The sequence below is a fragment of the Mycobacterium sp. 1164985.4 genome (genome assembly GCF_001668575.1).
Taxonomy (GTDB): domain Bacteria; phylum Actinomycetota; class Actinomycetes; order Mycobacteriales; family Mycobacteriaceae; genus Mycobacterium.
In genome coordinates this window covers 1-25929 of the sequence record NZ_LZMD01000107.1, presented here as the reverse complement: position 1 = coordinate 25929, position 25929 = coordinate 1, and the positions used below count along the sequence as shown (strand labels likewise).

Sequence of the window (25929 nt, the reverse complement as noted above, 5' to 3'; positions counted from 1 at the left end):
ACACGCACGCTCGCGGAAGTGAGCTAAGGAGTGATGGTCGTGCGGGCGACCGGTTCTGCGGCGGCCTGGCGGCTGTAGACCGCCCGCTGCAGACCCCACAGCAGCGCGTTGCGGGTCTCCTCGGGATGTATCAGGTCGTCGAAACCGAGGTGGCCCGCCGACTGGAACGACGCCTCGACCTCCATCTGCCGGAGCCGCGCTTCCACATCCTGCGCGGCGTGTGACGCCTTGCTCAGGGCGGCCGCGCTCATCGCGCCCATCGTCGCGCCCGGATAGGCGAACGTCGCGCTCTGGTTGTCAAACCCCAACAGCGACATCACCATCGAGCCGAAGCCGTACGCCTTGCGCAGCGTGACATGCAGCTTGATCGTCGTCGCGGCGGTCTGGGCGGCGAACATCCGCGCACCGCTGCGCAGCACACCCGCCTTCTCCGACCGGCTGCCGGGCAGCATGCCGGGATTGTCGGCGAGGAAGACGATCGGCAGGTGGAACGAGTCGGCAACGGCGATGAAGTGCGCCGCCTTGTCCGCCGCGTCGGAGTCGATGGAGCCGGCCAGCACCTGCGGTTGATTGGCCACCACCGCGACCGGGTGGCCGCCGAGATGCGCCAGCGCGCAGATGATCGCCGGACCGAACTTCGGCTGCACCTCGAACCAGTCCGGGCGGTCGAAGACGACCTCGAGCACGCGCCGTATGTCGTACACGCGACGGTTCCCGCGGGGCACCACGTCGAGCAGTTCGGGGGTGGTCCGCGCCGCGGCCGCCTCGTCGGCGGGCAGCGCCTCTGGATACGACCACGCGCTCGACGGGAAGTACGACAGGTACCGGCGGATGTCGTCGAGCACGGCCTCGTCGTCCTCGGCGACGTTGTGGATGACGCCGCTGGCCAGCGCGACGGACGGTCCGCCGAGGTCTTCTTTCGTAATGTCCTCGCCCGTCGACTCTTTCACCACCGGCGGCCCGGCGGTGAAGATGGCACCCTGGCGACTCATGATCGTCCAGTCGCAGACCGGTGCGACCAGCGCCCCGTGTCCGGCGGACGGTCCGAGCAGGCCGGCGACCATCGGCACCTTGCCCGAACACTGTGCCTGGGCGAGCAGATCGGTCGGCGTGCGTCCGTAGTGCTCGCCGCTGGGCCGGAAGCCCGCACCCTCGAGCAGCATCACCAGCGGCACCTTGTCGCGCAACGCCAACTCCGCCAACCGATACCGCTTGGCGTTCCCGCCGGGACCGATGCTGCCCGCCAGCGTCGTGAAATCCTCGGCCCCGATCATCACCGGCCGGCCGTCGAGATACCCGGAGCCGGCGACGATGCCGTCGGCGGCGATGTCGCCGCCGACGAGGGTGCCGAACTCGCGGAACGTGCCCTTGTCGAGGAGGTACTCGATGCGCGCGCGGGCGTCGAGCTTGCCCTTGCCTCGGTGCTTGGCGAGCCGGTCGGCGCCGCCCATGTCGTATGCGGTCTGGCGCCGGCGCGAGAGCTCGTCGAGCGTGGCGTGCCAATCGTCGGCCTTGGTCATCTCAGCTCCTGTTCGTGGCTAGGCGATCGTCGCACCGGCATGGCCTCGTTGACCATACTGAATTGCTTACTGTAGCGTCTACGACCATGCTTAGCGGCGCCGGCCTGAAGGTCGACGGGGCGGTTTCGAGCCAGCTCGCCAGCGTGGTGGAGACGGCGGCCACGCTGCAGCGGCGCGGGTATGACGGTTGCTGGACGGCCGAGGTGGCCCACGACCCGTTCCTGCCGCTGACGCTCGCCGCCGAGCACACCGAAACGCTCGACCTGGGCACCAGCATCGCGGTGGCGTTCGCCCGAAATCCCATGAACGTGGCCAACACCGGCTGGGATCTGCAGGACTACTCGCGCGGCCGGCTGATCGTTGGCCTGGGGTCGCAGATCCGTCCGCACATCGAGAAGCGGTTCAGCATGCCGTGGAGCCACCCCGTACGCCGCATGGGTGAATTCGTGCACGCGATGCGCGAGATCTGGACGTGTTGGCGCGACGGCACGCGGTTGCAGTTCGAGGGTGACTTCTACACGCACAAGCTCATGACGCCGATGTTCACCCCCGAACCGCACGACTACGGGTTTCCCAGGGTGTTCATCGCCGCGGTCGGCGAGGCGATGACCGAGATGGCCGGTGAGGTGGCCGACGGTGTGCTGGCCCACGCTTTCACGACCAAGCGCTACTTCCAGGAGATCACCATCCCGGCGCTCGAACGCGGCATGGCCCGATCAGGCAGACAGCGCAGCGATTTTCAGGTGTCGTGCCCGATCTTCGTGGTGACCGGGGCAGACGAGCAGGAGGTGGTCAATGCCTCCGTCGCCACCCGCAAGCAGATCGCCTTCTACGGTTCGACACCGGCCTACCGCAAAGTGCTGGCGCTGCACGGGTGGGGTGACCTCCACGACGAGTTGCACCGGCTCAGCCTTGCCGGCGAGTGGGACGCGATGGGCGCGCTGATCGACGACGAGATCCTCGACGCCTTCGCGGTCGTCGCCCCGATCGACAAACTGGCGACCAAGATCCGCGACCGCTGTGACGGCGTGATCGACCGGGTGATGATCGGCTTTCCGCGCTCGACCGACGAAGCGACGGTGGTCGCCGTGCTGCAGGAATTGCGCGCACATGATGTTTCGTAGAGGAGATGATCGTGAGCACACCGATAATCGACGAGGCGGCCAAGGTCTTCGCCACCCCGCTGGCCTACACCGATGAAGCGAAACTACATGCGTCGCTGACGCATCTGCGTGCCAACGCGCCCGTCTCGTGGGTCGAGGTGCCGAACTACCACCCGTTCTGGGCGATCACCAAGCACGCCGACATCATGGACATCGAGCGGGCCAACAACCTGTTCACCAATCATCCGCGGCCGGTACTGGTCACCAAGGAGGGCGACGAGCAGCAGGCGGCCATCGGGGTGCGCACCCTGATCCACATGGACGATCCGCAACATCGCGTCGTCCGGGCGGTCGGGGCCGACTGGTTTCGCCCGAAGGCGATGCGCGCCCTGAAGATCCGCGTCGATGAACTCGCGAAGGTCTACGTCGACAAGATGATCGATATCGGCAGTGAGTGCGACTTCGTCCAGCAAGTGGCGGTGAACTTCCCGCTCTACGTCATCATGTCGTTGCTGGGCATCCCGGAGTCGGACTTCCCGCTCATGCTCAAACTCACCCAGGAACTGTTCGGCAGCGACGACGACGAGTTCAAGCGCGGCACCGACCAGACCGACCAGATGTCGGCCCTGCTTGAGATGTTCGAGTACTTCACGGCGCTGACCGCCTCGCGCCGCGAGAACCCGACCGATGACCTGGCATCGGCGATAGCCAACGCGGCGATCGACGGCGAACCGCTGTCGGACATCGACACGATCTCCTATTACGCAATCATTGCGGCGGCGGGCCACGACACCACGAGCGCGACCATCTCGGGCGGGATGCTGGCGCTCATCGAACATCCCGACCAGCGCGAGAAGTTGGCGGCCGATCTCGGGCTGATGCCGCTGGCGACCGAGGAGATGATCCGCTGGGTCACGCCGGTCAAGGCGTTCATGCGCACGGCCAGCGAGGACACCACCGTCCGCGGGGTGCCGATCGCTGCCGGGGAATCGGTTCTGCTGTCCTATGTTTCGGGCAACCGCGACGAGGACGTGTTCGACGACCCCTTCCGCTTCGACATCTGCCGCGACCCGAACAAGCACGTCGCCTTCGGTTACGGCGTGCACTTCTGCCTGGGAGCGGCGTTGGCGCGCATGGAGGTCAACAGCTTCTTCACCGAACTGGTGCCCCGGCTGAAGGCCGTCGAGCTGGCGGGCCGACCCGAGTATGTGGCCACGACGTTCGTCGGCGGGCTCAAGCACCTGCCGATCCGCTACTCGCTGACGGGCTAGGTGGCGGTGCGCGCTCTCAGCAGCAGCGCGCGCCCGGGTTCGCTTCGGCTGCGGCGTGGCGCATTCGCCAGTAGTCGCGCTCGGAGAGGATCGGCTCGCCCGGGTGTGTCCGCATCCGGTGTTCGACGTAGCGCCGGTAGTGGGTGTCGCCCATCAGGTCACCGACGAATGTGCGCCAGTACGAACCAATTTGACGTGCGCTGTCGGTAACGCGTCCCATTGCTTTGCCACCTCCTTCTCCGGTTTGGTCATGAGCAGGCCGGACGGCCCGAAGATCCGCGAGGGGACCGGTTCATCCTCGGTCGTCGGGGAGGCGGTGCCGCGCAGCGTTCGGATCACCATGATCACCCCGGCGACGAACACGATCAGCACCAGCAGCGCGAAGATGATCGACAGCGTGCCCTGAATGAACGTGTTGCGGATGACGGCGTCGAGTTCACCGGCATTCTTGGCGGCCCCGAACGTCGTCTCGCCCGCGTCCTTGGCGTTGCGGTACTGGAAGTGCTGCGTCCAGTAGCCGACCTTCGGATCGCCGGAAAAGATCTTCTGCCACGACGCCGTCATCGTCACCGTCAGATCCCACAGCAACGGAACCGCGGGTATCCACGCCCATTTCAGCAGACCCTTCTTCACCACGACCACGGTCACAACCGTCAGGGCGATGGCGGCCAGCAACTGGTTGGCGATGCCGAACAGCGGAAACAGCGTGTTGATGCCGCCGAGCGGATCGGTGACGCCCATCAGCAGGATGCTGCCCCACGCCGCCACCACGGCCAGGCTGCAGATCCACGCTCCCACACGCCAACTCGGATCCTTCAGCTTGCGCAGCGGGCCGCCGAGGTTGCTCAGCCCGTCCGAGAGCATGAACCGCGCGACCCGGGTGCCCGCGTCGACGGTGGTGAGGATGAACAGCGCCTCGAACATGATCGCGAAGTGATACCAGAACGCCTTGAGCGCGTCACCGCCGAAGACCTTGCTCAGCACCTCGGACATGCCGAACGCCAGCGTGGGAGCACCGCCGGTCCTCGACACGATCGATTCCTCGCCAACGCTTTCGGCGGCCTGCGCGATCTGCTCGGCGCTGACCGGTGGGCTGTCGATCGGCAGGTTGTTGACGTAGGCCGCGGCGGTCTCCGCCGTAGCGCCGGTCGAGGCCGCGGGCGCGTTGATCGCGAAGTACAGATGCTGGTTGAGGATGGCGGCGGTGATGAGCGCCATGATCGCGACGAACGACTCGGTCAACATGCCGCCGTAGCCGATCAGCCGCATCTGTCCTTCCTTTTCCAGCAGTTTGGGCGTCGTGCCCGACGAGATCAGCGCGTGGAACCCGGACAGGGCGCCGCAGGCGATCGTGATGAACAGGAACGGGAACAGCGATCCCGCGAACACCGGACCGGTGCCCTGGGCCGCGAACGCCGAGATCGCCGGCGCCTCCATGATCGGGCGGGCGAGCAGGATGCCGACCGCGAGCAGCGCGATGGTGCCGACCTTCATGAACGTCGACAGATAGTCGCGCGGCGCGAGCAGCAGCCACACCGGCAGCACCGACGCCGCGAAACCGTAGATGATGATGGCCCATGACAGGCTCACCTTCGACAGCGTGAACCAGTCAGCGCCCCAGGAGGTTTCGGCGACCCAGCCGCCGGCGACGACCGCGAGCAGCAACAGGACGACGCCGATCACCGATATCTCCGAAACCCGGCCGGGCCGCAGGAATCTCAGGTACAGACCCATGAAGATCGCGATCGGGATCGTCATCGCGATCGAGAAGACTCCCCACGGGCTTTCGGCCAGGGCGCCGACGACCACCAACGCCAGCACGGCGAGCAGGATCACCATGATGACGAGCACGCCGACGATCGCGGCCACACCGCCGATCGTCCCCAGTTCGTCGCGGGCCATCTGTCCGAGTGAGCGACCCCGCCGCCTGGTCGAGATCGACAACACCAGATAGTCCTGAACACAGCCCGCGACGACCGCGCCGATGATGATCCAGATGGTGCCGGGCAGGTACCCCATCTGCATGGCGAGGACGGGCCCGACGAGCGGGCCCGCGCCGGCGATCGCGGCGAAATGGTGCCCGAACAACACCCGCCGGTCGGTCGGCATGTAGTCCGTGCCGTTCTCGAATAGTTCGGCGGGAGTGGCGTTGTCGTCGCGCGGCCGCACGATCTTCATCTCGATGAGCCGCGCGTAGAACCGGAAGCCGATCACATACGTGCAGATCGCGGCGATGACGAACCACACGGCGTTGACGGTCTCACCGCGGAAGAACGCGATCACCGCCCAAGCGACCGCGCCGAGGAGGGCGATGATCCCGAAGACGATCCGGTGCCGGACGGTGATCGGCGAACGGTCGACGATCGCGACCGGGGGTAGATCCTTCACGGTGCGGATGTAGGTGACGTCGCCTCTGGTTTCCTCTGTGCGCTCTGCGGGAGCGGTGGGAGATGCCATGGGGCGATCTTTTCATCGGCGGCGCCGACGACGTGTCAAAACCGCGGGCTTTAGCTTCCGCGCTGGTAGAAAGCTCGGACCGTGTCGATGGTGTCGGCCTCGGCGGGGCTCTTGTCGTCGCGGTACCGCAGCACCCTGGCGAATCGCAGCGCCATGCCGCCGGGGTAGCGCGATGAGGTCTGCACACCGTCGAACGCGATCTCGACGACCTGCTCGGGCCGTAGCCGCACGACGTAATGGTCGGTCGGTCCGTCGGCCAGCTCGAGGAAGCGCGCAGTCTGCCATTCGAGCATCGCGTCGGTCATCCCCTTGAAAGTCTTTCCCAGCATGACGAATTCGCCCGTCTGTGGATCGCGGGCGCCGAGGTGGATGTTCGACAGCTTGCCGCTGCGCCGTCCCGACCCCCACTCGACCGCGAGGACCACCAGGTCGAGGGTGTGCACGGGTTTGACCTTGAGCCAGCCTGCGCCGCGGCGCCCCGCCTCATACGGCGCGGTCAACGACTTCGCCATCACGCCCTCGTGGCCCGCGGCCAGCGTCACCTCCAGGAACTCGCGCGCCTGGTCGGCGTCGCCGGTGACGAGGCGATCAACGCGATGCAGCTTCGGGACGAGCGCGTCGAGCACCTCGATGCGTTCATTGGCCGGCTTGTCGAGCAGATCGACGCCGTCGACGTGCAGCACGTCGAATACGAAGACCGACAACGGCTGGGCCGCCGCGGCGGCGGCGATATCGGCGGAGCGGCCGAAGCGCGACGCCGTGACCTGGAAACGGTGCGGCCGCCCGTCGGGGCGCAGGGCGATCGCCTCGGCATCGGCGATCAGCGTCGTGGCGGGCAGCGCCAACGCGGCGTCGACGACCTCCGGCAGGCGGGCGGTCACGTCGTCGAGGCTTCTGGTGTAGATGGACACCTCGTCACCCCGGCGATGCACCTGCACGCGGGCACCGTCCAACTTGGCCTCGAAAACGGCTGTGCCGCCGAGCCGTTCGAGCGCCTCGGCAACCCCGGCGGCCGTCTGCGCCAGCATCGGGCCGACCGGACGGCCAACCGTCAACGTGAACCGCTCGAGCGCGGCCTCCCCGACGGTCAGGGCGGCCGCCGCGACGGCTGGCAGGTCGCCGCCGAGCATCGCGGCGCGGCGGACTGCGGCGGCCGGCAGGCCCGCGGCCTTGGCCACCGCGTCGGCCATCACGCCGACGAGCGCGCCCTGGCGCAGTTCCCCGCCGAGCAGCCGTCGCAGGAATGTCTGTTCCTCGGCGGTGGCGGCGCCGAACAGCCCGGCGAGGAGTTCGGCGCGCCGAGCCTGCGAGCCCTTGCCCGCGACCTGCCCGATCTCGGTGAACCGCGCGTGGACGTCGGGAACCGTCAGCGACGCGGACTGCGCCGGACGCGGCAGCGAGCGAAGCGCGGCCCAGCCGACGCCGATCTGCCGTTGCGGCAGTTCACCGGAGAGCCACGACACCACGACCGCCACCTGGTCGGCGTCGCCCTCCTCACCCGCGCGGGCCAGCAGCTCGGCGATACGGGCCGTCTTCCCCAGCCGCGACGATGAGGCGCCGACCTCGGTGGACGCGGTGGCGACGTCGGATAACTGCACGCGTCCAGCCTGGCACGCCGGTCAGACATGTCCCATCACGGCCGTGATCGCGTCGGCTTCGGCGCGCAGCACCGTCGGCCGCTCCGGGCGGCCGGCGGCCAGATCCACCGCAACCGTCAGCACACTCGCATCTGGATTTCGGCGCGATGCGCACGCTCGCGGCGGCGCGAGAGTGCGGGAAATGGCGAAAATGTGCGGCGTGTCGTGAACAAACACGCACGCTCGCGGCAGAAAACTAAGCGACCTGGAAGTCAACGCTGTGCCAGCCGGTGGCGCCGTCGGGAATGGGGTCGGCGAGGTCGGCGGTCTGCACCGCGCCGGTGTTGTCGGTGGCCCGCACCGTGATGGTGTGCCGTCCCGGCTGGGTGGCCTGCCATGGGAAGCTCCACAGTCGCCAGGTGTCGTTGGAGTAGGCGGCGCCGAGGTCGGCGCGCTGCCAGTCGCCCTGCCCGTCGGGCCCGTCGATGCGCACCTCGACGTTGCGCACTCCGCGGATCTGTGCCCACGCGACGCCGCCGAACGTCACCGGCCCCCGGGGCACGTCCTGACCGCTGCGCGGCACGTCGATGCGGGACTCGGTCTTGATCGGGCCGCGCGGGGACCACCCCAGCCGCGTCCAGTAGGCCTCGACGCGGTCGAAGCGCGTGACTTCGAGGTCGACGACCCATTTCGTTGCCGACACATACCCGTACAACCCCGGCACGACAAGGCGGGCGGGATAGCCGTGGTTGGTCGGCAGCGGTTCGCCGTTCATGCCGACGGCCAGCAGCGCGCCGCGGCCGTCGGTGAGCGCTTCGACGGGAGTGCCCGCGGTGAACCCGTCGATCGACATGGACAGCACCATGTCGGCATCGGGGTGAACCCCGGCTTCTGCCAACAGATCTCGCACGCGATAGCCCGTCCACGCGGCGTTGCCGATGAGATCGCCGCCGACCGGGTTCGACACGCATGTGAGCGTCACCAGCTTCTCGACCACATCGAAGCGGTCGAGATCGTCGAAGCGCAAGGTGATTTCGCGGTCGACCATGCCGTGGATGCGTAGCTGCCAGTTCTCCCGGCTCAACTGCGGCACGCTCAGCGCGGTGTCGATCCGGTAGAAGTCGGCGTTGCTGGTGACGAACGACGGCAGCGCAACGCCTTTCGGCTGCACCGCCGACGGTACCGGGGGAGCGGCGACGTCGATCGGCGGCAGCGCGAAGGCGTCGCGGTCGCCCGACACCGAGGTGGTCAGGCGCGAGAGCACCACGCCGCCCACACCGGCCAGCGCACCGGCCCCGAGGAAGCCCAGCGTGATCAGCGACAGTCGTCGGCCGGGGTCCGGTCCGTCGTCGACGTGCGCTGCGCCCGCGTTCGCAGCGTCGGTGAACCGCCCCGAGGTCAGCAGTCGCAGCACCGTGACGCCGCACACGGTGCCCACCACCGTCGGCAGGATTTCAACGAAGGTCGCCCCCGGGCGGGAGAGGACCGCCGCGCAGCCCACGACACCGGCCCCGACAATTGCGGCGCTACCGATCGGAACTCGCCGCGTCTCCAGCGCTGCGGTGGCGGCGGCCACGACGGCGATCACCGCGAGCACGAGCATCGACAGCACGAGTTTGTCGGCCATGCCGAACGTCTGGATGGCCCACTCCTTGACCGGGCCCGGGGTCCTGTCGATGACCGCCGATCCCACCGCGGTGCGGGAGTCGGCCCGCGGTCCGACCACAACCGCGAGGAGTTGGGTCACGCCCAGCGCGACGGCCGCCGCGGCGATTCCGCCCATCGCCTTCGTGCTGCGCGACGTCATGCCGCTCAAAGTACTCACGTTGGCGACCCGAAGGGCTTACCGAACGATGACGTCAGCTAGGTTGCTTTACGAATCGAGCTCTTTTTGGAAAGGGGAGACCCAGGTGGAGATTTCTGGCAAGAAGGCCATCATCGTCGGCGGAGCCTCCGGCTTCGGCAAGGCGACGGCCGAGTTGCTGGCTCAACGCGGCGCTGACGTGGCGGTTCTGGACCGTCCGCAGTCGAAGGGCAAGGAAGTTGCCGACGCGATCGGCGGCTCCTTCTTCGAGGTGGACGTCACCGACTTCGAGGGCACGGAGAAGGTGCTGCAGCAGGCGATCGACAAGCTCGGCGCGCTGCACATCATCGTGACGACCGCCGGCGGCGGCGCCGCCGAGCGCACCGTCAAGAAGGACGGCCCGCACAGCCTCGACACGTTCCGCAGGTGCATCGACCTCAACCTGATCGGCACGTTCAACATCAGCCGGTTGGCCGGTTGGCAGATGAGCCAGCAGGACCTTGTCGACGACGAGCAGGAGGAGCGCGGCGTCATCATCAACACCGCGTCGATCGCCGCGTTCGAGGGCCAGATCGGGCAGGTCGCCTACACCGCGTCGAAGGCCGCCATCGCCGGGATGTGCCTGACCATGGCCCGCGACATGGGCAGCCTGGGCATCCGGGCGCTGGCGATCGCGCCGAGCCTGTTCGCCACCGGGCTGACCGAGGGCATCCCCGACGAGTTCGCCAAGGCGCTGACCAAGGACGCGGCTTTCCCCAAGCGGCTCGGCAAGCCCGAGGAGTACGCGAAGCTGGTCGCCGCGATCGTCGAGAACCCGATGCTCAACGGCCAGTGCCTGCGCCTGGACGCCGGCCAGCGCTTCGCCCCCAAGTAAATCGTGTGATTTCGGTGCGCTACTGATCGCTCAGCGACCGGTAGCGCACCGAAATCGCCGATAGGGTGAGCGCGTGGCGACGTTCGCCGATCACCTCATCGACACCTTGAGGCTCAGCGGTGTGCGCCGCGTCTACGGCCTGCCGGGCGACAGCCTCAACGGTTTCACCGATGCGATCCGCCGCTCGGGTGAGATCAGCTGGGAGCACGTCCGCCACGAGGAGACCGCCGCATTCGCCGCGGCCGCCGACGCGGCGATCACCGGCACGCTCTCGGTCTGCGCGGGTAGCTGCGGGCCGGGCAACCTGCACCTGATCAACGGCCTGTTCGACGCCCACCGCAGCCGCGTGCCTGTCCTCGCGATCGCCGCGCACATCCCGCGTACCGAGATCGGATCGGACTACTTCCAGGAGACGCACCCGCAAGACCTGTTCCGCGAGTGCAGCGTCTACTGCGAGCTCGTCAGCACGCCGGAGATGGCGCCGCGCATCGTCGAGATGGCGATGCGCGCCGCGGTCGAGGAGAACGGCGTCGCGGTGGTCGTGATCCCCGGCGAGATCTTCGGCCACCGCGCCGACGCGTCGAGCTGGAACACGCGTGCCGTGCGGCCGGCCCGGTCCATCGTGCGTCCCGACGACGAGTCGCTGCGCCAGGCGGCGGCGATTCTCAACGACGCGCGCGCCGTCACCATCCTCGGCGGGGCGGGTGTCGCCGGCGCCCACGACGCGCTCATCCAGGCCGCGGACACGCTCAACGCACCGGTGGTGCACGCGCTGCGCGGCAAGGAGTTCATCGAATACGACAACCCCTTCGACGTCGGTATGACCGGCCTGCTCGGTTTCGCGTCCGGCTACAAGGCCATCAAGGAGGCCGACGTTCTGCTGATGCTGGGTACCGACTTTCCGTACCCGCAGTTCTATCCCCACAACGCGAAGGTCATCCAGGTCGACATCCGCGGCCGCCACCTCGGCCGCCGCGTGCCGATCGACCTTGGCCTAGTCGGCACCGTCGCCGACACCCTCGACGCGCTGCAACCGTTGTTGCACAACAAAACCGACCGCGACCACCTCGACCGGTCGCTCAAGCACTACCGCAAGACCCGCCGGCGCTTGGACGAACTGGCCGTCAACGACCGCGACCGCTCACCTATCCGCCCGGAATACGTTGCGGGGCTTGTCGATCGGCTGTCCGCCGACGATGCGGTGTTCACCGTCGACGTCGGTTCGCCGGTGGTGTGGGCGGCGCGCTACCTGACGATGAACGGCCGCCGCCGGCTCATCGGGTCGTTCAACCACGGCACGATGGCGTGCGCGCTGCCGCTGGCCATCGGCGCGCAGACCATCAACCGCGACCGCCAGATCGTCGTGCTCGCCGGCGACGGCGGGCTGACGATGCTCTTCGGCGAACTCGTCACGTTGATCCAGAACAGGCTGCCGGTCAAGCTGGTGGTGTTCAACAACTCGTCGCTGAACTTCGTCGAACTGGAAATGAAGGCGGCCGGGATCGTCAACTTCGGCACCGATCTGGTCAACCCCGACTTCGCCGCCGTCGCAACGGCGATGGGCATCTTCGGTCGACGCGTGGAGCAGCCGGCGGATCTGGAGAAGGCCCTGACGGACGCGCTCGCCCACGACGGGCCTGCGCTCGTGGATGTGGTGACCGCACGCCAGGAACTGTCGATACCGCCGACGATCACCGCCGAGCAGGCAAAGGGTTTCTCGCTGTACGCGATCCGGACCATCCTCGCGGGCCGGGCAGACGAGTTGCTGGACCTGGTGACCACCAACGTCGCCCGTCGCATCCTGGACTGAACGCGCAGATTCTAGACGAAGGTTGACTCCGGTGCAGCAGCACGCATTCGACCTGACACGATGACACCATGCCCGACGACGCGCATCACCTCCCGACACTGAGTAAGGACCACCAGGCCGCGCTGCAGCAATGGGTGCGCGCGCAAGGCCTGGGGACCACGGTCAGCGACGTCGAACCGCTGACCGGCGGGACGCAGAACATCGTGGTGCGCCTGCGGATCGACGACCGATCCATGGTGTTGCGTCGACCGCCCGTGCATCCGCGGCCGACGAGCGACAAGACGATGCTGCGCGAGATCGCGGCGTTGCGAACGCTGGCGGGCACACCGGTTCCGCATCCTGGATTCATCGCCGGCTGCGAGGATCTCAGCGTTCTCGGCGTGGTCTTCTACCTGATGGAAGAGATCGACGGGTTCAACCCCGGCGACGACATGGCCGAGGCGTACGTGCGCGATCCGGCGATGCGTCATCAGGTCGGGCTGTCGTACGCGGCGAGCCTGGCCGACCTCGGACAGGTCGAGTGGGAAGGCAGTCCGCTCGCCGAACTCAAACGTCCCGGCTCCTTTTTGGAGCGTCAGGTTCCACAGTTTCTCCGTCTGCTCGAGAGCTACCGGCATGACCGATACGACCCCGCATCGCTGGGCGTGACGGAACTCGCCGAGTGGTTGGCGTCGAACCTGCCTCAGGAGGGCAAGCCCGGTGTCCTGCACGGCGACCCGCATCTGAGCAACGTGCTGCTGCGCCGCGACAAACCCGAGGTGGCGGCGTTCGTCGACTGGGAGATGTGCACGATCGGCGACCCGCTGCTCGACCTGGGTTGGATGCTGATCTGCTGGCCGCTGGAGACCAATACGATCACCGCGGGTTCCGAGCTCGCTGCGCTCGGCGGGCTCGCCAGCCGCCGCGAGCTACTCGACGCCTATCTGGCCGCAGGTGGTCGCGAAACCTCAAGCCTCGATTGGTATATCGCGATGGCGTGCTTCAAGCTCGGCATCGTCATCGAGGGCACCTGGTCACGCTTCCTGATCGGGCAGGCCAGCCGCGACGCGGGGGAGCGGTTGCACGCCAACGCTCAGAACCTCATCGACCTCGGCACCCGGGTGAGCAGGGGCGACAGCCCCTTCCAGCTCTAGGCGTAGGTGTCGACGGCGAGCTTGACGGCCAGCGCCACTCCTGCCGCCCCGATCGCCACGCGCAGCGGTCCTGACGGTGCATGCCGCACGACGACGGGGCCCAGTCGCGAGCCGATCAGGCAGCCGGCGCCCAGCACCAGCATCGCTCCCCACTGCACGGGCGCCAGTACAGCGAAGACGGTGGCGGCCACGAGGTTCGCCACGCCCAGGATCACGTTCTTGCCCGCATTGGCTTCGGCGAGCGAGGCATGGCCGGTGCGCAGGAGCAGAGCGAGGAGCAGCACACCCGCCGCCGCCCCGAAATAGCCGCCGTAGACGCAGATCAGCAGGACCGCGGCGGTCTCGACGATTAGTGCCGCGCGACGGCGACCCGGGCTCTGACCGTCGTCGGGAGCCTTGCGCGGCAACAGGATCGCGACCGAGGCGACACCGAGAAGGATCGGCACCGACCTTTCGAAACCCTCGGCGGGCGTGGTGAGCAGCAGCACGGCGCCGGCCACGCCGCCGAGCACCGCGACCGGGACGGTGCGGCGGATCCAGCGGCCTTGGCCTGCGAGTTCGGGGCGGGAGCCCAGCACCGATCCGATGCCGTTGAACACCAGCGCCACGGTGTTGGTCACGTTGGCCGTCACCGGAGGCAGGCCGAAGAGCAGCAGCGCGGGATAGGTGGCCACCGATGCGAGCCCTGCGATGCTCCCGGTGAGCCCGCCGAGAACGCCGGCGGCGAACAACAGGGCCCACGTCATCGGGCCTCACGTTACGGCCAGCGTGTGCCGATCGAAGACTCGAGGCGTTGTGGGATACGTCGCTCAGCAGGCGTTGCTGTGCTCGCCGCCCGGGCGCCCGATGCGCCGATGCGCAGTGAGCAGCAGGTGGTCGGCCCGCTGGCGAACCTCCTCGGGGACCTTCACATCGCCGGTGGCGTCGTCGACGAACTGCGCTGCCAGCAGGCGCAGTTTCGTGTTGGTCTCCTGCGACCGCCACACCAGGATGTCGAAGGCCCGGTCGGCGGAGATGCCGTAGATCATCATCAGCACGCCCTTGGCCTGTTCGATGATCGCGCGGTGCTCGGTGAAGTCGGCGACGGCGGCGTCGACGGTGCCGCTGTCGTCGACGTCGCTCAGGTCCACGTAGAGGCCCTGGGTGCCGATGATCTCGCCGTCGTCGTCGCGCATCCGTTCCCCGATGACGAGGACGGGGTGGACGTTGCCGTGGGTGTCGACGATGCGGTGGCGGCTGCTGAACGGCCGGCCCTGACCCGTCACCGTCTCGATCAGCAATGCGACGCTGGCCGCGTCGTCGGGGTGCTTGTGCGACATCACCAGCGACGTGCTGGGCTGAGCCGCCCCTGGCGGGTAGCCGTGCATCTGAGCGACCGTGTCGGACCACTCCCAGCGGTCCTGCGCGCGGAAATAGCGGAACGAGCCCACGCGTTCGCCGACCGACGACAAGGCCGCGGCCGACGTCGCCGTCATGCGGCTGCCTCCGACTTCGTTTCGCAACTCATCCCCCCAGGTCATCGGGACACCAGAAGCAGGAACACACCCTTTCAGAACGTCGCTCCGGCGAACAGCCGGAACGCGAACGACCCTTGGACAGTTTGCGAAACGTTTTTCCTTTGCAGCCCGGTCGGCGGTTGTCTACAGTCGAACGCGTGCCGAGGCGACTCGTAGTAGCAACCCGCAGCGGGGTCTGATCCTGACCGACCCCTCGCTGTGGGTCGTCGCTACGTAGTCGGTCACTTCTCTTCCGAAGAAAAGACCGGCACATGACCATCTCGTTCGCAACAGAATCCGCTATCAGCGCAGCACCACCGGCGTTCGCGACCCATCTCGACGCCCCGGCGCCCCGTGATCTGCGCGAGGAGGCCGACGCGATGTCCTTCGAAACGTTCCTCGCTGAATATGCGCCCAGCTCGGGACCCTTGCGCCTCGGTAACTGGAGCTGCGTGGACGGCGACCGGCCGGCGACCCGGCTGGGTCCCCAGGCGCGCAATTATCAGGCGACGCTCGCCATCGGGGACCGCATCTGCACGGCGTCGGCCGCGGCGCCGGGTCCGGTGGCCGCGCTGACCTCGATGCTCTACGACCGCGGAATCTCGTTGGAGATGACCGCCTTTCACCAGATGCGCGCGGGACAACGCACCGCCACCTTCATCCAGGGCTCCGACGGTCTGCGCTCGGAGTGGGCGATGGGGCTATCCGAGGACGCAACGCAGTCGGCGTTGAGCGCGGTCATCGCATGCGCGAACCGGTTACTGGTCGCGTCCTGAAACCCAGCCGTCAGTGCAGCGGGCGCAGCACGATGTGCATGCCGTCCTTGGGCACCGGCATGCCGCCGTAATCCCATTCGGTCGTGTAGTCCGGGCGGGGCAGTTCGAGTCGGTACTTACGCAGCAGCCGGTGCAGGATCGTCTTGACCTCCAGCTGCCCGAACGTCATGCCGATGCACTTGTGCGCACCGCCGCCGAAGGGGCTGAACGCGTAGCGGTGCTGCTTGTGCTCGTTGCGCGGCTCGGTGAACCGCAACGGGTCGAACTTCATCGGGTCGGGGTAGAACTCCTCGAGACGGTGGTTCATCCCCGGGTACGCGATGACGTTGGTGCCCTTGGGCAGGTAGTAGCCGAGCAATTCGGTGTCGCGCACGGTTTGCCGCATCGCCCACTGCACGGGGGTGACCAGACGGATCGACTCGTTCATCACCAGATCCAGCGACTCGAGCTTTTCGAGGGACTCGATATCGGCCGGCCCGTCGCCGAGGCGATCGGACTCCTCGCGGCAGCGTTCCTGCCACTCGGGGTGCTTGGCCAGGTGGTAGATCATCGTCGTCGCCGTGGAGGTCGAGGTGTCATGCGCGGCCATCATCAGGAAGATCATGTGGTTGACGATGTCCTCGTCGGAGAACTTGTTGCCGTCCTCGTCCTCGGTGTGGCACAGCACCGTCAACAGATCCGAGCCGTCCTTGCCGCGGCGTTCCTTGACCCGCTCCTCGAAGTAGTCCTCGAGCAGCTTGCGGGCCTGCATGCCGCGCCACCAGGTGAACGGGCGCACGGGTTTACGGATGATGGCGTTGCCGGCGCGGGTCGTGGTGGTAAACGCCTGATTGACCTTGGTCACCAGTTCCTTGTCGGAGCCGGGCTCATGGCCCATGAACACCATCGAGGCGATGTCGAGGGTCAGCTCCTTCATCGCCGGGTACATCAGGAAACGCCCGTCGTTGACGACCCAGTCGTTGGCGATTACCTGGGAGACCACTTTGTCCACCTGCTCCTGGTAACCGACCAGGCGCGTGCGCACGAACGCCTCCTGCATGATGCGCCGGTGGAACATGTGCTCTTCGAAGTCGAGCAGCATCAATCCGCGATGGAAGAACGGCCCGATCACCGGAACCCAGCCCTGCTGGGAGAAGTCCTTGTTGCGGTTGGAGTAGACGGCCTGCGCCGCGTCGGGCCCGAGGGCCGCGACGGCGGGCAGCGCGGGCGAGTCGGCGTAGTACAGGGGGCCGTACTTGCGGTAGACGTGCAGCAGATAGTCGGGTCCGCCGCGGAACATCTCGATCATGTGTCCGATGATCGGCAGGCCGGCGTCGCCGATCACCGGCTTGAGATCGCTGCCGGCGGGCGGGATGGCCATCGGTTTCTGCGGGAAATCCGTGTTGAGCAGCTTGCGCTCCACGAGTCCCATGCCGGGGAAGTTGTTGAACGACGGGGTGAGCCGGCGCTTGGCCTGGTCGAGCAGATAGTCCGTCGTGCTGATCGTCGCGGTCATTCACAAGCTCCTGATGAAAATGAATGTGGCCGTTGTCACTCTCATCACCATCCTGGATGGCAGACTTGACGCATGTCAAGTTTTGTTCTGGCGCGTCGCGGTGCGAAGGTCTAGGGCGATGAGCGCCCAACCAGCATCGCAAACGCGTCGCAGCCGTGGTGACCGGCAGCGCGACGCGATCATCAACGCCGTGCGCGACCTGGTGCAGGAACAGCCGTTCGCCGATCTGTCCGTCAGTGCCATCAGCGAACGCGCCGGCGTCGCACGGTCGGGCTTCTACTTCTACTTCGACTCCAAATACGCCGTCCTCGCGGAGATCCTCGCCGGCGCCGGCGAGATGCTCGACAGCCTTACCCACCACTTCGCCCCCCGCGAGCCGGGGGAGACGCCGGAGGCGTTCGCCAAACGAATGGTGGGCAGTGCGGTTGCGGTGTACGCCAACGACGACCCAGTGCTCACGGCCTGCGCGGTGGCGCGCAACACCGACGCGAAGATCCGCGAGATGATGGACGACTTCTACGACGGCATCATCGACAAGCTGATTGCGCTGCTCGAGAGCGACGCCGACGCGCGCCCGATCTCCGACGATCTTCCCGCGCTGGTACGCACGCTGGCAGCGACGACAACGATGACGCTGACGCACGACAGCACCTTCGTCGGCCGCGGCATCGACCCCGGCCGTGCCGTCGACACCCTCGAGCGGCTGTGGGTGGCGGCGTTCTGGGGCCACATGAAGCCGTCCGACCAGCACGACGCCTAGGGTCAGTATCCTCACCGCCATGGCGCACACCGGGTTCGCGAACAAGCGTTGCTTCCTGACCGGGGCCGCCAGCGGCATCGGCCGCGCGACCGCGCTGAAACTGGCGGCCGAGGGCGCCGAACTCTATCTGACCGACCGCGACGCCGAGGGGCTGGAGAAAACGGTCGCCGACGCGCGCTCACTGGGCGCCGAAGTCGCCGAGTACCGAGCGCTCGACGTCTCCGACTACGACGCGGTGGTCGCGTTTGCCGACGACATCCACTCCCGCCACCCGGCGATGGACATCGTGATGAACATCGCGGGGGTGTCGGCGTGGGGCACCGTCTCCACGCTGACGCACCAGCACTGGAAGTCGATGGTCGACATCAACCTGATGGGACCGATCCACGTCATCGAGGCGTTCGTGCCCCGAATGGTCGCGGCCGGCACAGGCGGGCACATCGTCAACGTGTCGTCGGCCGCCGGGCTCGTCGCATTGCCCTGGCATGCGGCGTACAGCGCAAGCAAGTTCGGGCTGCGCGGCATGTCGGAGGTGTTGCGCTTCGATCTGGCTCGCCACCGGATCGGTGTGTCCGTGGTGGTTCCGGGTGCAGTGAAAACGCCTCTGGTGCAGACGGTTCAGATCGCCGGAGTCGACCGCGAAGACCCGCGGGTGAAGAAGTGGACCGACCGTTTCAGCGGTCACGCGGTCGCGCCCGAACATGTCGCCGAATGCATCCTCAAAGGCGTGCGGCGCAACCGCTTCCTCATCTACACCTCGCCCGACATTCGGGCGCTGTACCTGTTCAAGCGCACCTTGTGGTGGCCCTACAGCGTCGCGATGCGCCAGGCGAACGTGTTGTTCACCAAGGCGCTGCGGCCGGCGGCGCAACGAGGTTAGCGCTTACCCCAGTCCCACGGCGGCGCGGTGAGCATGCCAATGCCCTCGACCCGCGTCTCGCCGAGGTCCTTGTACAGCGGGATCTCCACCGCGGAGGCTCCGGCCTCGGCTGCATCTTCGATGGTGGCGGTGTCGAGATGCTCGAGCAGCGCCTTGGAGTGGGTGACGACGACGAGCTGAGTGGTGTCTGCCGCCGCGCGAATCAACGACGCCAGCGGGCCCACCAAATCCGGGTGCAGGGACGTCTCCGGTTCGTTGAGTACCATCAGCGATGGCGGTCGCGGGCTGAGCAGCGCGGCCGCCCACAACAAGAATCGCAGTGTGCCGTCCGATAATTCGGCGGCCCGCAACGGGCGCAGCATGCCGGGCTGATGCAGTTGGAGATCGAACAGGCCGTCGTGCACCGTGACCGAGACCGTCGCACCGTCGAAGGCGTCGGCGATGGCCCGCTGGAGGTCGTCGTGACCGGCCTCGATGATGGTCTGGATAGCGGCGGCCAGGTCGCTGCCGTCGTCGGAGAGCACGGGCGTGCGGGTGCCGACCGTGCGCTGCCGCGAAGGTGCGGCCGCGTCGACGCGAAAGCCGTCGTAGAACCGCCAATTGCGCAACCGGTCTCGGACCGCCGCAAGCTCCGGATGCGCACCGGGATGGGCGTATTCGGCGAGCACGCTACGGTAGGCCGGAAGCGCCTGTGTCACCTTGTCGAATCCCCGCCCGGACTCGGCGCTGGCTTCGACGTAGTCGCGGGTCCGGCGCACCAGGGTCGAGCTGTTGCGCATGACGGGGCCGACGAACACGGCTTCGCGTTTGATCTCCGGATCGAGGGCGAACAGCGAACCGTGGCCCGCCATCTGGGGTAGGCCGAGGTCGACGAGATAGCCGAAATCATCGGCTGCGAAACCCATTTCGAGGGATACCGGCCCGGTGCGCGCCGTGCCCTCGACGCGCCCGGTGCGACGGGCCCCGGCGAGCTGCTCGGGACCCGCCCACAGCACCGACTCGAGTCCGCCCTCGCGGGCCAGCGACCCGATCACCTCGCCGCGCCCGCAATCGGCCAGCAGCCGCAGTGCCCGGTACAGCGACGACTTACCCGTCCCGTTGGCACCGGTCACGACGGTGAGTTGGGCCAGTGGCAGCACGATTTCGCGCAGCGAGCGGTATCCGCGGATAGCGACGGTGTGCAACACCTCAGTAACCGCCTTCCGGCGGGGCGAGTTCGAGCCGCACGCCCAGCAGCCGGACCGGGCGGTCGAGTTCGAACTGGCCGAGTATCTCGAGGGCCGTCCGGGTGATGAGACCGGCGTCCATGGTCGGTTCGGGCAGCTTGCGGATCTTGGTTCTGGTGTAGAAGGTCTTCGTGCGGACCGTCACCGCGACGCGAATCGCGACGCGGTTCTGCGCGACGACGTCGGCGAGGGTCTGGTGCGCCAGATCGATGATGGCGGAGTTCATCTCGTCGCGTTCGGTGAGGTCGCGCGGAAAGGTGGTGACGTGACTGCGTGACCGCGGCACCCAGGGTTCGGCGCTGACGGTCGTGTCACCGCCGCCCTTGGCGAGTAGCAGGATCCACAGTCCCGTCGTCGGGCCGAAGGCCTCGGTGAGCGTGGTCGCGTCGGTGCGAGCGAGATCGGCGACGGTGTCGATGCCCATGGTCTGAAGCTTTTTCGTCGTCTTCGGGCCGATTCCCCACAGGGCGTCGACGCCGCGGTCGCCCATCACCGCCATCCAGTTCTCGTCGGTGAGTTGGTAGACGCCCGAGCCGGATTCGCGGCTCGGCTTGCCGAAGCCGGTCGCGACCTTGGCTCGCTGCTTGTTGTCGCTGATGCCGACCGAACACGACAAGCTCGTCTCGGCGGCGATCACCTCGCGGATTCGCTGGGCGAACTCGAACGGGCTCTGCGAGTCGTCGAGCTCGGCCCCGACGTAGGCCTCGTCCCAGCCCCACACTTCCACGGGATGTCCGAAGTCCCGCAGCAGGCCCATGACCTCCGCGGAGGCCTCGTCGTAGGCGTCGGTGTCCAGCGGCAGGAACATGGCATCCGGACACTTGCGCACTGCGGTGCGCAACGGCATGCCGGCTCGCACGCCGTGGGCGCGGGCCCGATACGACGCACACGTGACGACCTTGCGGGGTTCGTTCGGGTCACCGTTGCCGCCGACGATGATCGGCAGGCCGGCCAGTTCCGGGTTGCGACGGATTTCGACGGCGGCCTGGAACTGGTCGAGATCCACGTGCAGGATCCAGCGTTTCATCGGGTCCGTCTGCTCTTCGCTAATGCCCACACAGCTTGCGCGCCACCGCGTCCCATGCATCGCCGAGCGACTCCAGCGTCGCCCCACGCTCGGTGAGTTGGTGCTGCACATAGTCCGCGTCGAGCAGCGCCAGCAGCGCGGCGGCCTGCGCGTCGAGGTCACCCGTCGTACCCGCGGCCTCCAACAGCACCCACACGTGGCGATGGTGCAGACGCGCCGGCGCGTTGAACCGTGTCTGCGGGTCCCTGTTGGCATCCGACAGCAGCGCGTGATGTTTGTGGACGAATGCCAATCGGTCCCGCCCGTAGGCCAGCAGACGGTCGAGCGGGGGAGCGCCGGGGCCGAGGGGCGGGGGACCGAACAGGATCGCTTCCTGATGCGCTTTCTCGTCCTCGTCGAGGAGCACGATCATCAGTCCCGCGCGACTGCCGAAGCGGCGGAACAGCGTGCCCTTGCCGACGCCGGCCGCCGTGGCGATGTCGTCGGTGGTGACCGAGTCGGCGCCGCGTTCGGCGATCAGGCGGCGCGCCGCGTCGAGAAGTAGGGTCCGGTTGCGGGCGGCGTCGCCGCGCTCGTGGGGAGTTTCGTCGGTGACCGACAACTCGTTGATGGGACGAGGTGCGGCCATGTCAGCAGTTTAGTTCAGACGGAATTATTCGGACTGTGGTCCGGTTCTGTCGTGCGAGGATCTTCACCGATGACGAAGGGATGAGAACAACGATGTCGGACACCTCGAGCGTCACCTCGAACGTCAATGTTCTGGTGCTGCTGGGCAGCCTCCGGGCAGCGTCGATCAACCGGCAACTGGTCGAGCTTGCGCTCGAAACCGCACCGGATGGCGTGCATCTGGAGTTTTTCGACCGGCTGGGCGAGCTGCCGTTCTACAACGAGGACATCGACAACGAGGACGTTGCCGAACCGGTGGTGGCGTTGCGCCGGTCCGCGGCCGATGCGGATGCCGCGCTGATCGTCACCCCCGAGTACAACGGCAGCATCCCGGGCGTGCTCAAGAATGCGATCGATTGGCTGTCGCGGCCCTACGGCAACAGCGCACTCAAGGACAAGCCGTTTGCCGTTGTCGGCGCGGCGCTCGGGCGGTACGGCGGCCAGTGGGCGCATGACGACACGCGCAAAAGCCTCGGTATCGCGGGACCGCGGGTCATCGAGGACCTCGCGTTGTCGGTGCCGAGCAAGACGTTCGACGGCAAGCACCCGCGAGAGAACGCCGAGGTCGCCGCGAGCCTGCGCGACGTCATCGGAAAGCTGGCGGCCGAGGTCGGCTGAATACCAGCGCAGCGGGCTGATGTGCGGTCGGATCTCTGGCCGACGGCTTTGCTGTGCGCTTTGGGCGCTCGGCGCTGTCGTCGGTGTGGTCTGCGAAATCTGGTGCCCCTCGCGCGACACGCCGCGAGTGTGACGTGCGACACGCCGACGGGCGTCGCGGTGAAAAGCTTACGACCTGGGAATTCCAAAATTGTTATTCAGAACATCTGGTATTCCTTCGCAATGTCAGACACTAGGTGTAGTGTTTCGAACACCGACAGGCCCCACGGTTCCCCCGCCTTCCGAGGGTCGGCCGGAGCCCCCGATCCTGGTTGTCTGGGCGTCACAGACACACCGCCGGTGGCCCCGGACGGCAGGAATTTCCAGGGTCTCCGGGCTGCTGAAATTCGATGAATCTCGGCGAGATGAAGTGTCCGACCAGTTGCCAGTCCCCTCGTTCGCATAGGAGCCGTACCCCGATGACTCAGCACTCGATCACCGTGTACACCAAGCCCGCTTGCGTCCAGTGCAACGCCACCTACAAGGCGTTGGACAAGCAGGGCCTCGCCTACGAGACCGTCGACATCAGCCTCGACAGCGAAGCTCGCGATTACGTGATGGCACTCGGTTACCTGCAGGCCCCGGTCGTCGTGGTCGGCAACGAGCACTGGTCGGGCTTCCGGCCTGACCGCATCAAGGCGCTCGGAGCGGTCGCGGCGACGGCTTAGGGGTACTCGGACGGGCAGAAAGGAGGTAGTCGTGAGCAACCTCGTCTACTTCTCCAGCGTCTCGGAGAACACCCATCGTTTCGTCCAGAAGCTGGGACTGCCCGCGATCCGGATTCCGCTGCACGGGCGAATCGAGGTCGACGAGCCCTACGTGTTGGTGCTGCCCACCTACGGCGGTGGGCGGGCAACACCGGACATCAACGACGGTGGCTATGTGCCCAAACAGGTCATCGCGTTTCTCAACAATGAACACAACCGGTCGTTGATCCGCGGCGTCATCGCCGCGGGCAACAACAACTTCGGCGCCGAGTTCGCCTACGCGGGCAATGTCGTGTCCCGCAAGTGCGGCGTTCCGTACCTGTATCGCTTCGAACTGATGGGAACCCCGGACGACGTCGATGCCGTCCGATCGGGTCTGGAAGAGTTTTGGAAGGACCAGACGTGTCACCAACCGTCACAGCTGCAGAGCCTGTAACGTCCGCGCCAGCCACGCTGCCCGGCGAGACGGATTACCACGCGCTCAACGCGATGCTGAATCTCTACGACGCCGACGGCAAGATTCAGTTCGATAAGGATGTGTTGGCCGCGCGCGAGTACTTCCTGCAGCACGTCAACCAGAACACGGTCTTCTTCCACAATCAGGACGAGAAGCTCGACTACCTGATCCAGAAGGAGTACTACGAGCGCGAGGTGCTCGACCAGTACTCGCGCAACTTCGTCAAGACGCTGCTGGACCGCGCGTACGCCAAGAAGTTCCGGTTCCCGACGTTCCTCGGCGCGTTCAAGTACTACACCTCCTACACGCTGAAAACCTTCGACGGGAAGCGGTACCTGGAGCGCTTCGAGGACCGCGTGGTGATGGTGGCACTCACGCTCGCCGCCGGTGACACCACGCTGGCCGAGAAGCTGGTCGACGAGATCATCGACGGCCGGTTCCAGCCGGCCACCCCTACCTTCCTCAACTCGGGCAAGAAGCAACGCGGCGAGCCGGTGTCCTGCTTCCTGCTGCGCATCGAGGACAACATGGAGTCGATCGGCCGCTCCATCAACTCCGCACTGCAGCTGTCCAAGCGCGGCGGCGGAGTCGCGTTGCTGCTGAGCAACATTCGTGAGCACGGCGCCCCGATCAAGAACATCGAGAACCAGAGCTCGGGCGTCATTCCCATCATGAAGCTGCTCGAGGACTCGTTCTCGTACGCCAACCAGCTCGGTGCTCGTCAGGGTGCCGGTGCGGTGTACCTGCACGCGCACCATCCCGACATCTACCGGTTCCTCGACACCAAGCGCGAGAACGCCGACGAGAAGATCCGGATCAAGACGCTGAGCTTGGGCGTTGTGATCCCGGACATCACGTTCGAGCTGGCCAAGAAGAACGAGGACATGTACCTGTTCTCGCCGTACGACGTCGAGCGCGTCTACGGCCTGCCTTTCGCCGACATCTCGGTGACCGAGAAGTACTACGAGATGGTCGACGACAGCCGGATCCGCAAGACGAAGATCAAGGCCCGCGAGTTCTTCCAGACGCTGGCCGAGTTGCAGTTCGAGTCGGGCTACCCGTACATCATGTTCGAGGACACGGTGAACCGGGCCAACCCGATCGACGGCAAGATCACCCACTCCAACCTGTGCTCGGAGATCCTTCAGGTCTCCACGCCGTCGGAGTTCAACGACGACCTGTCCTACAAGAAGATCGGCAAGGACATCTCCTGCAACCTGGGTTCGCTGAACATCGCCAAGGCGATGGACTCACCGGACTTCGCCCAGACCGTCGAGGTGGCCATCCGGGCGCTGACCGCGGTGAGCGATCAGACGAGCATCACCTCGGTGCCGTCGATCGAGCAGGGTAACAACGACTCTCACGCGATCGGCCTCGGGCAGATGAACCTGCACGGGTATCTGGCGCGTGAGCGGATCTTCTACGGGTCCGAAGAGGGCATCGATTTCACCAACATCTACTTCTACACGGTGCTCTATCACGCGCTGCGGGCGTCGAATCGCATTGCGATCGAGCGGGGTACGGCGTTCAAGGGTTTTGAGAAGTCCAAGTACGCCACCGGCGAGTTCTTCGACAAGTACACCGAGCAGGTGTGGGAGCCCAAGACCGACAAGGTCCGTGCGCTCTTCGCCGATGCCGACATCCGGATTCCCGATCAGGAGGACTGGAAGCGGCTGAAGGAGTCGGTGCAGCAGCACGGCATCTACAACCAGAATCTGCAGGCGGTGCCGCCGACGGGCTCGATCAGCTACATCAACCACTCGACCAGCTCGATCCACCCGATTGCCAGCAAGGTCGAGATCCGCAAGGAAGGCAAGATCGGTCGCGTCTACTACCCGGCGCCCTATATGACCAACGACAACCTGGAGTACTTCCAGGATGCCTACGAGATCGGCTACGAGAAGGTCATCGACACCTACGCCGCGGCCACCCAGCACGTGGACCAGGGCTTGAGCCTGACCTTGTTCTTCAAGGACACGGCCACCACGCGCGATGTGAACAAGGCGCAGATCTACGCCTGGCGCAAGGGCATCAAGACGCTGTACTACATCCGGTTGCGCCAAATGGCTTTGGAGGGAACCGAAGTCGAGGGCTGCGTGTCCTGCATGCTGTAGGACCGCCACGCCGAGTGTCGGCTGATCCGACACTCGGCGGGCACCGCTGATATAGCTCGAGTTAGTCCTTCTCAAATGCCTCCGGAGGTGTCAGGAAGGGATCTGTAACTGATTCCTTT

Annotated in this window: 23 protein-coding genes; 12 read left to right on the top strand and 11 right to left on the bottom strand. The window is 66.6% G+C overall.

What is annotated here, in order from left to right; all coding sequences use genetic code 11:
• Positions 1–23 precede the first annotated feature (23 nt).
• Entirely contained in the window at positions 24–1520 is a 1497-nt protein-coding gene (locus A5650_RS23625) for an acyl-CoA carboxylase subunit beta (RefSeq protein WP_067297689.1), read from the bottom strand.
• Between the two features lie 86 nt (positions 1521–1606).
• Between A5650_RS23625 and A5650_RS23620 the strand changes: the two genes are divergently transcribed.
• Both A5650_RS23620 and A5650_RS23615 read left to right on the top strand, forming a co-directional pair.
• Entirely contained in the window at positions 1607–2644 is a 1038-nt protein-coding gene (locus A5650_RS23620; protein ID WP_067297687.1) for an LLM class F420-dependent oxidoreductase, read from the top strand.
• A 26-nt stretch (positions 2645–2670) separates the two neighbouring features.
• Positions 2671–3894, top strand: a complete 1224-nt coding sequence (locus A5650_RS23615) for a cytochrome P450 (protein ID WP_197501972.1) — start codon at positions 2671–2673, stop codon at positions 3892–3894.
• A 16-nt stretch (positions 3895–3910) separates the two neighbouring features.
• On the opposite strand, the gene A5650_RS26585 is transcribed toward A5650_RS23615, so the two are convergent.
• From A5650_RS26585 to A5650_RS23600, 4 genes are all read right to left on the bottom strand, one after another.
• Positions 3911–4114, bottom strand: coding sequence for a YbdD/YjiX family protein (locus A5650_RS26585; RefSeq protein WP_082950913.1), 204 nt, complete (start codon positions 4112–4114; stop codon positions 3911–3913).
• Positions 4048–6351 carry a carbon starvation CstA family protein gene (locus A5650_RS23610; protein ID WP_067297685.1) on the bottom strand — a complete coding sequence of 768 codons (2304 nt, stop codon included), beginning with the start codon at positions 6349–6351 and terminating at the stop codon, positions 4048–4050. Before A5650_RS23610 ends, A5650_RS26585 begins: the two co-directional genes overlap by 67 nt.
• A gap of 50 nt (positions 6352–6401) precedes the next feature.
• Positions 6402–7949: an ATP-dependent DNA ligase gene (locus tag A5650_RS23605; RefSeq protein ID WP_067297682.1), complete on the bottom strand. Its 1548-nt coding sequence runs from the start codon at positions 7947–7949 to the stop codon at positions 6402–6404.
• A 235-nt stretch (positions 7950–8184) separates the two neighbouring features.
• Positions 8185–9735 carry a molybdopterin-dependent oxidoreductase gene (locus A5650_RS23600; RefSeq protein WP_067297680.1) on the bottom strand — a complete coding sequence of 517 codons (1551 nt, stop codon included), beginning with the start codon at positions 9733–9735 and terminating at the stop codon, positions 8185–8187.
• A gap of 103 nt (positions 9736–9838) precedes the next feature.
• Here A5650_RS23600 and A5650_RS23595 point away from each other — a divergent pair, with 103 nt between their 5' ends.
• The 3 genes from A5650_RS23595 (at position 9839) to A5650_RS23585 (ending at position 13549) form a co-directional block, all read left to right on the top strand.
• A complete protein-coding gene (locus A5650_RS23595) occupies positions 9839–10606 on the top strand; it encodes an SDR family NAD(P)-dependent oxidoreductase (RefSeq protein ID WP_067297678.1) in 768 nt (255 codons plus the stop codon).
• A gap of 73 nt (positions 10607–10679) precedes the next feature.
• Positions 10680–12416: a ubiquinone-dependent pyruvate dehydrogenase gene (gene poxB / locus A5650_RS23590; RefSeq protein ID WP_067297675.1), complete on the top strand. Its 1737-nt coding sequence runs from the start codon at positions 10680–10682 to the stop codon at positions 12414–12416.
• A gap of 68 nt (positions 12417–12484) precedes the next feature.
• Positions 12485–13549, top strand: a complete 1065-nt coding sequence (locus tag A5650_RS23585; RefSeq protein ID WP_067297671.1) for a phosphotransferase family protein — start codon at positions 12485–12487, stop codon at positions 13547–13549.
• Here A5650_RS23585 and A5650_RS23580 read toward each other — a convergent pair.
• Both A5650_RS23580 and A5650_RS23575 read right to left on the bottom strand, forming a co-directional pair.
• Complete coding sequence (locus A5650_RS23580; RefSeq protein WP_067297668.1) at positions 13546–14295, bottom strand: sulfite exporter TauE/SafE family protein; 750 nt, start codon at positions 14293–14295, stop codon at positions 13546–13548. The two genes, A5650_RS23585 and A5650_RS23580, sit on opposite strands and share 4 nt — an antisense overlap.
• Positions 14296–14358: 63 nt before the next feature.
• A complete protein-coding gene (locus tag A5650_RS23575; protein WP_067297694.1) occupies positions 14359–15024 on the bottom strand; it encodes a PAS and ANTAR domain-containing protein in 666 nt (221 codons plus the stop codon).
• 293 nt (positions 15025–15317) lie between these two features.
• Here A5650_RS23575 and A5650_RS23570 point away from each other — a divergent pair, with 293 nt between their 5' ends.
• A complete protein-coding gene (locus A5650_RS23570; RefSeq protein ID WP_197501970.1) occupies positions 15318–15821 on the top strand; it encodes a 2-isopropylmalate synthase in 504 nt (167 codons plus the stop codon).
• Between the two features lie 10 nt (positions 15822–15831).
• Here the strand turns inward: A5650_RS23570 and A5650_RS23565 are convergent, their stop codons facing one another.
• Positions 15832–17316, bottom strand: a complete 1485-nt coding sequence (locus tag A5650_RS23565; RefSeq protein ID WP_064415361.1) for a cytochrome P450 — start codon at positions 17314–17316, stop codon at positions 15832–15834.
• A gap of 118 nt (positions 17317–17434) precedes the next feature.
• On the opposite strand from A5650_RS23565, the gene A5650_RS23560 reads away from it, so the two are divergent.
• The gene (locus A5650_RS23560) at positions 17435–18076 is read left to right on the top strand and encodes a TetR/AcrR family transcriptional regulator (RefSeq protein ID WP_067297664.1); all 642 of its coding nucleotides are present in this window, start codon (positions 17435–17437) and stop codon (positions 18074–18076) included.
• A gap of 19 nt (positions 18077–18095) precedes the next feature.
• On the top strand, positions 18096–18956 hold the full coding sequence (locus A5650_RS23555) for an SDR family oxidoreductase (RefSeq protein WP_067297661.1): 861 nt from the start codon (positions 18096–18098) through the stop codon (positions 18954–18956).
• Here A5650_RS23555 and A5650_RS23550 read toward each other — a convergent pair.
• Genes A5650_RS23550 through A5650_RS23540 form a run of 3 tightly spaced genes read right to left on the bottom strand, consistent with a single transcriptional unit; the run spans position 18953 to position 21837 of the window.
• Positions 18953–20143 carry an AAA family ATPase gene (locus A5650_RS23550; RefSeq protein WP_067297657.1) on the bottom strand — a complete coding sequence of 397 codons (1191 nt, stop codon included), beginning with the start codon at positions 20141–20143 and terminating at the stop codon, positions 18953–18955. The genes A5650_RS23555 and A5650_RS23550 overlap by 4 nt on opposite strands.
• 1 nt (position 20144) lies before the next feature.
• Positions 20145–21209, bottom strand: a complete 1065-nt coding sequence (locus A5650_RS23545; RefSeq protein ID WP_067297654.1) for a DNA polymerase IV — start codon at positions 21207–21209, stop codon at positions 20145–20147.
• A 19-nt stretch (positions 21210–21228) separates the two neighbouring features.
• On the bottom strand, positions 21229–21837 hold the full coding sequence (locus tag A5650_RS23540) for a TetR/AcrR family transcriptional regulator (protein WP_067297651.1): 609 nt from the start codon (positions 21835–21837) through the stop codon (positions 21229–21231).
• A gap of 92 nt (positions 21838–21929) precedes the next feature.
• Here A5650_RS23540 and A5650_RS23535 point away from each other — a divergent pair, with 92 nt between their 5' ends.
• The 4 genes from A5650_RS23535 to nrdE all read left to right on the top strand — a co-directional run bounded on the left by A5650_RS23535 (position 21930) and on the right by nrdE (position 25810).
• A complete protein-coding gene (locus A5650_RS23535) occupies positions 21930–22493 on the top strand; it encodes an NAD(P)H-dependent oxidoreductase (RefSeq protein WP_067297635.1) in 564 nt (187 codons plus the stop codon).
• 458 nt (positions 22494–22951) lie between these two features.
• Positions 22952–23200, top strand: a complete 249-nt coding sequence (locus tag A5650_RS23530; protein WP_067297622.1) for a redoxin NrdH — start codon at positions 22952–22954, stop codon at positions 23198–23200.
• Positions 23201–23231: 31 nt separating this feature from the next.
• Positions 23232–23675: a class Ib ribonucleoside-diphosphate reductase assembly flavoprotein NrdI gene (gene nrdI, locus A5650_RS23525; protein WP_067091554.1), complete on the top strand. Its 444-nt coding sequence runs from the start codon at positions 23232–23234 to the stop codon at positions 23673–23675.
• A 17-nt stretch (positions 23676–23692) separates the two neighbouring features.
• A complete protein-coding gene (gene nrdE, locus A5650_RS23520) occupies positions 23693–25810 on the top strand; it encodes a class 1b ribonucleoside-diphosphate reductase subunit alpha (protein ID WP_197501971.1) in 2118 nt (705 codons plus the stop codon).
• Positions 25811–25929: the final 119 nt, after the last annotated feature.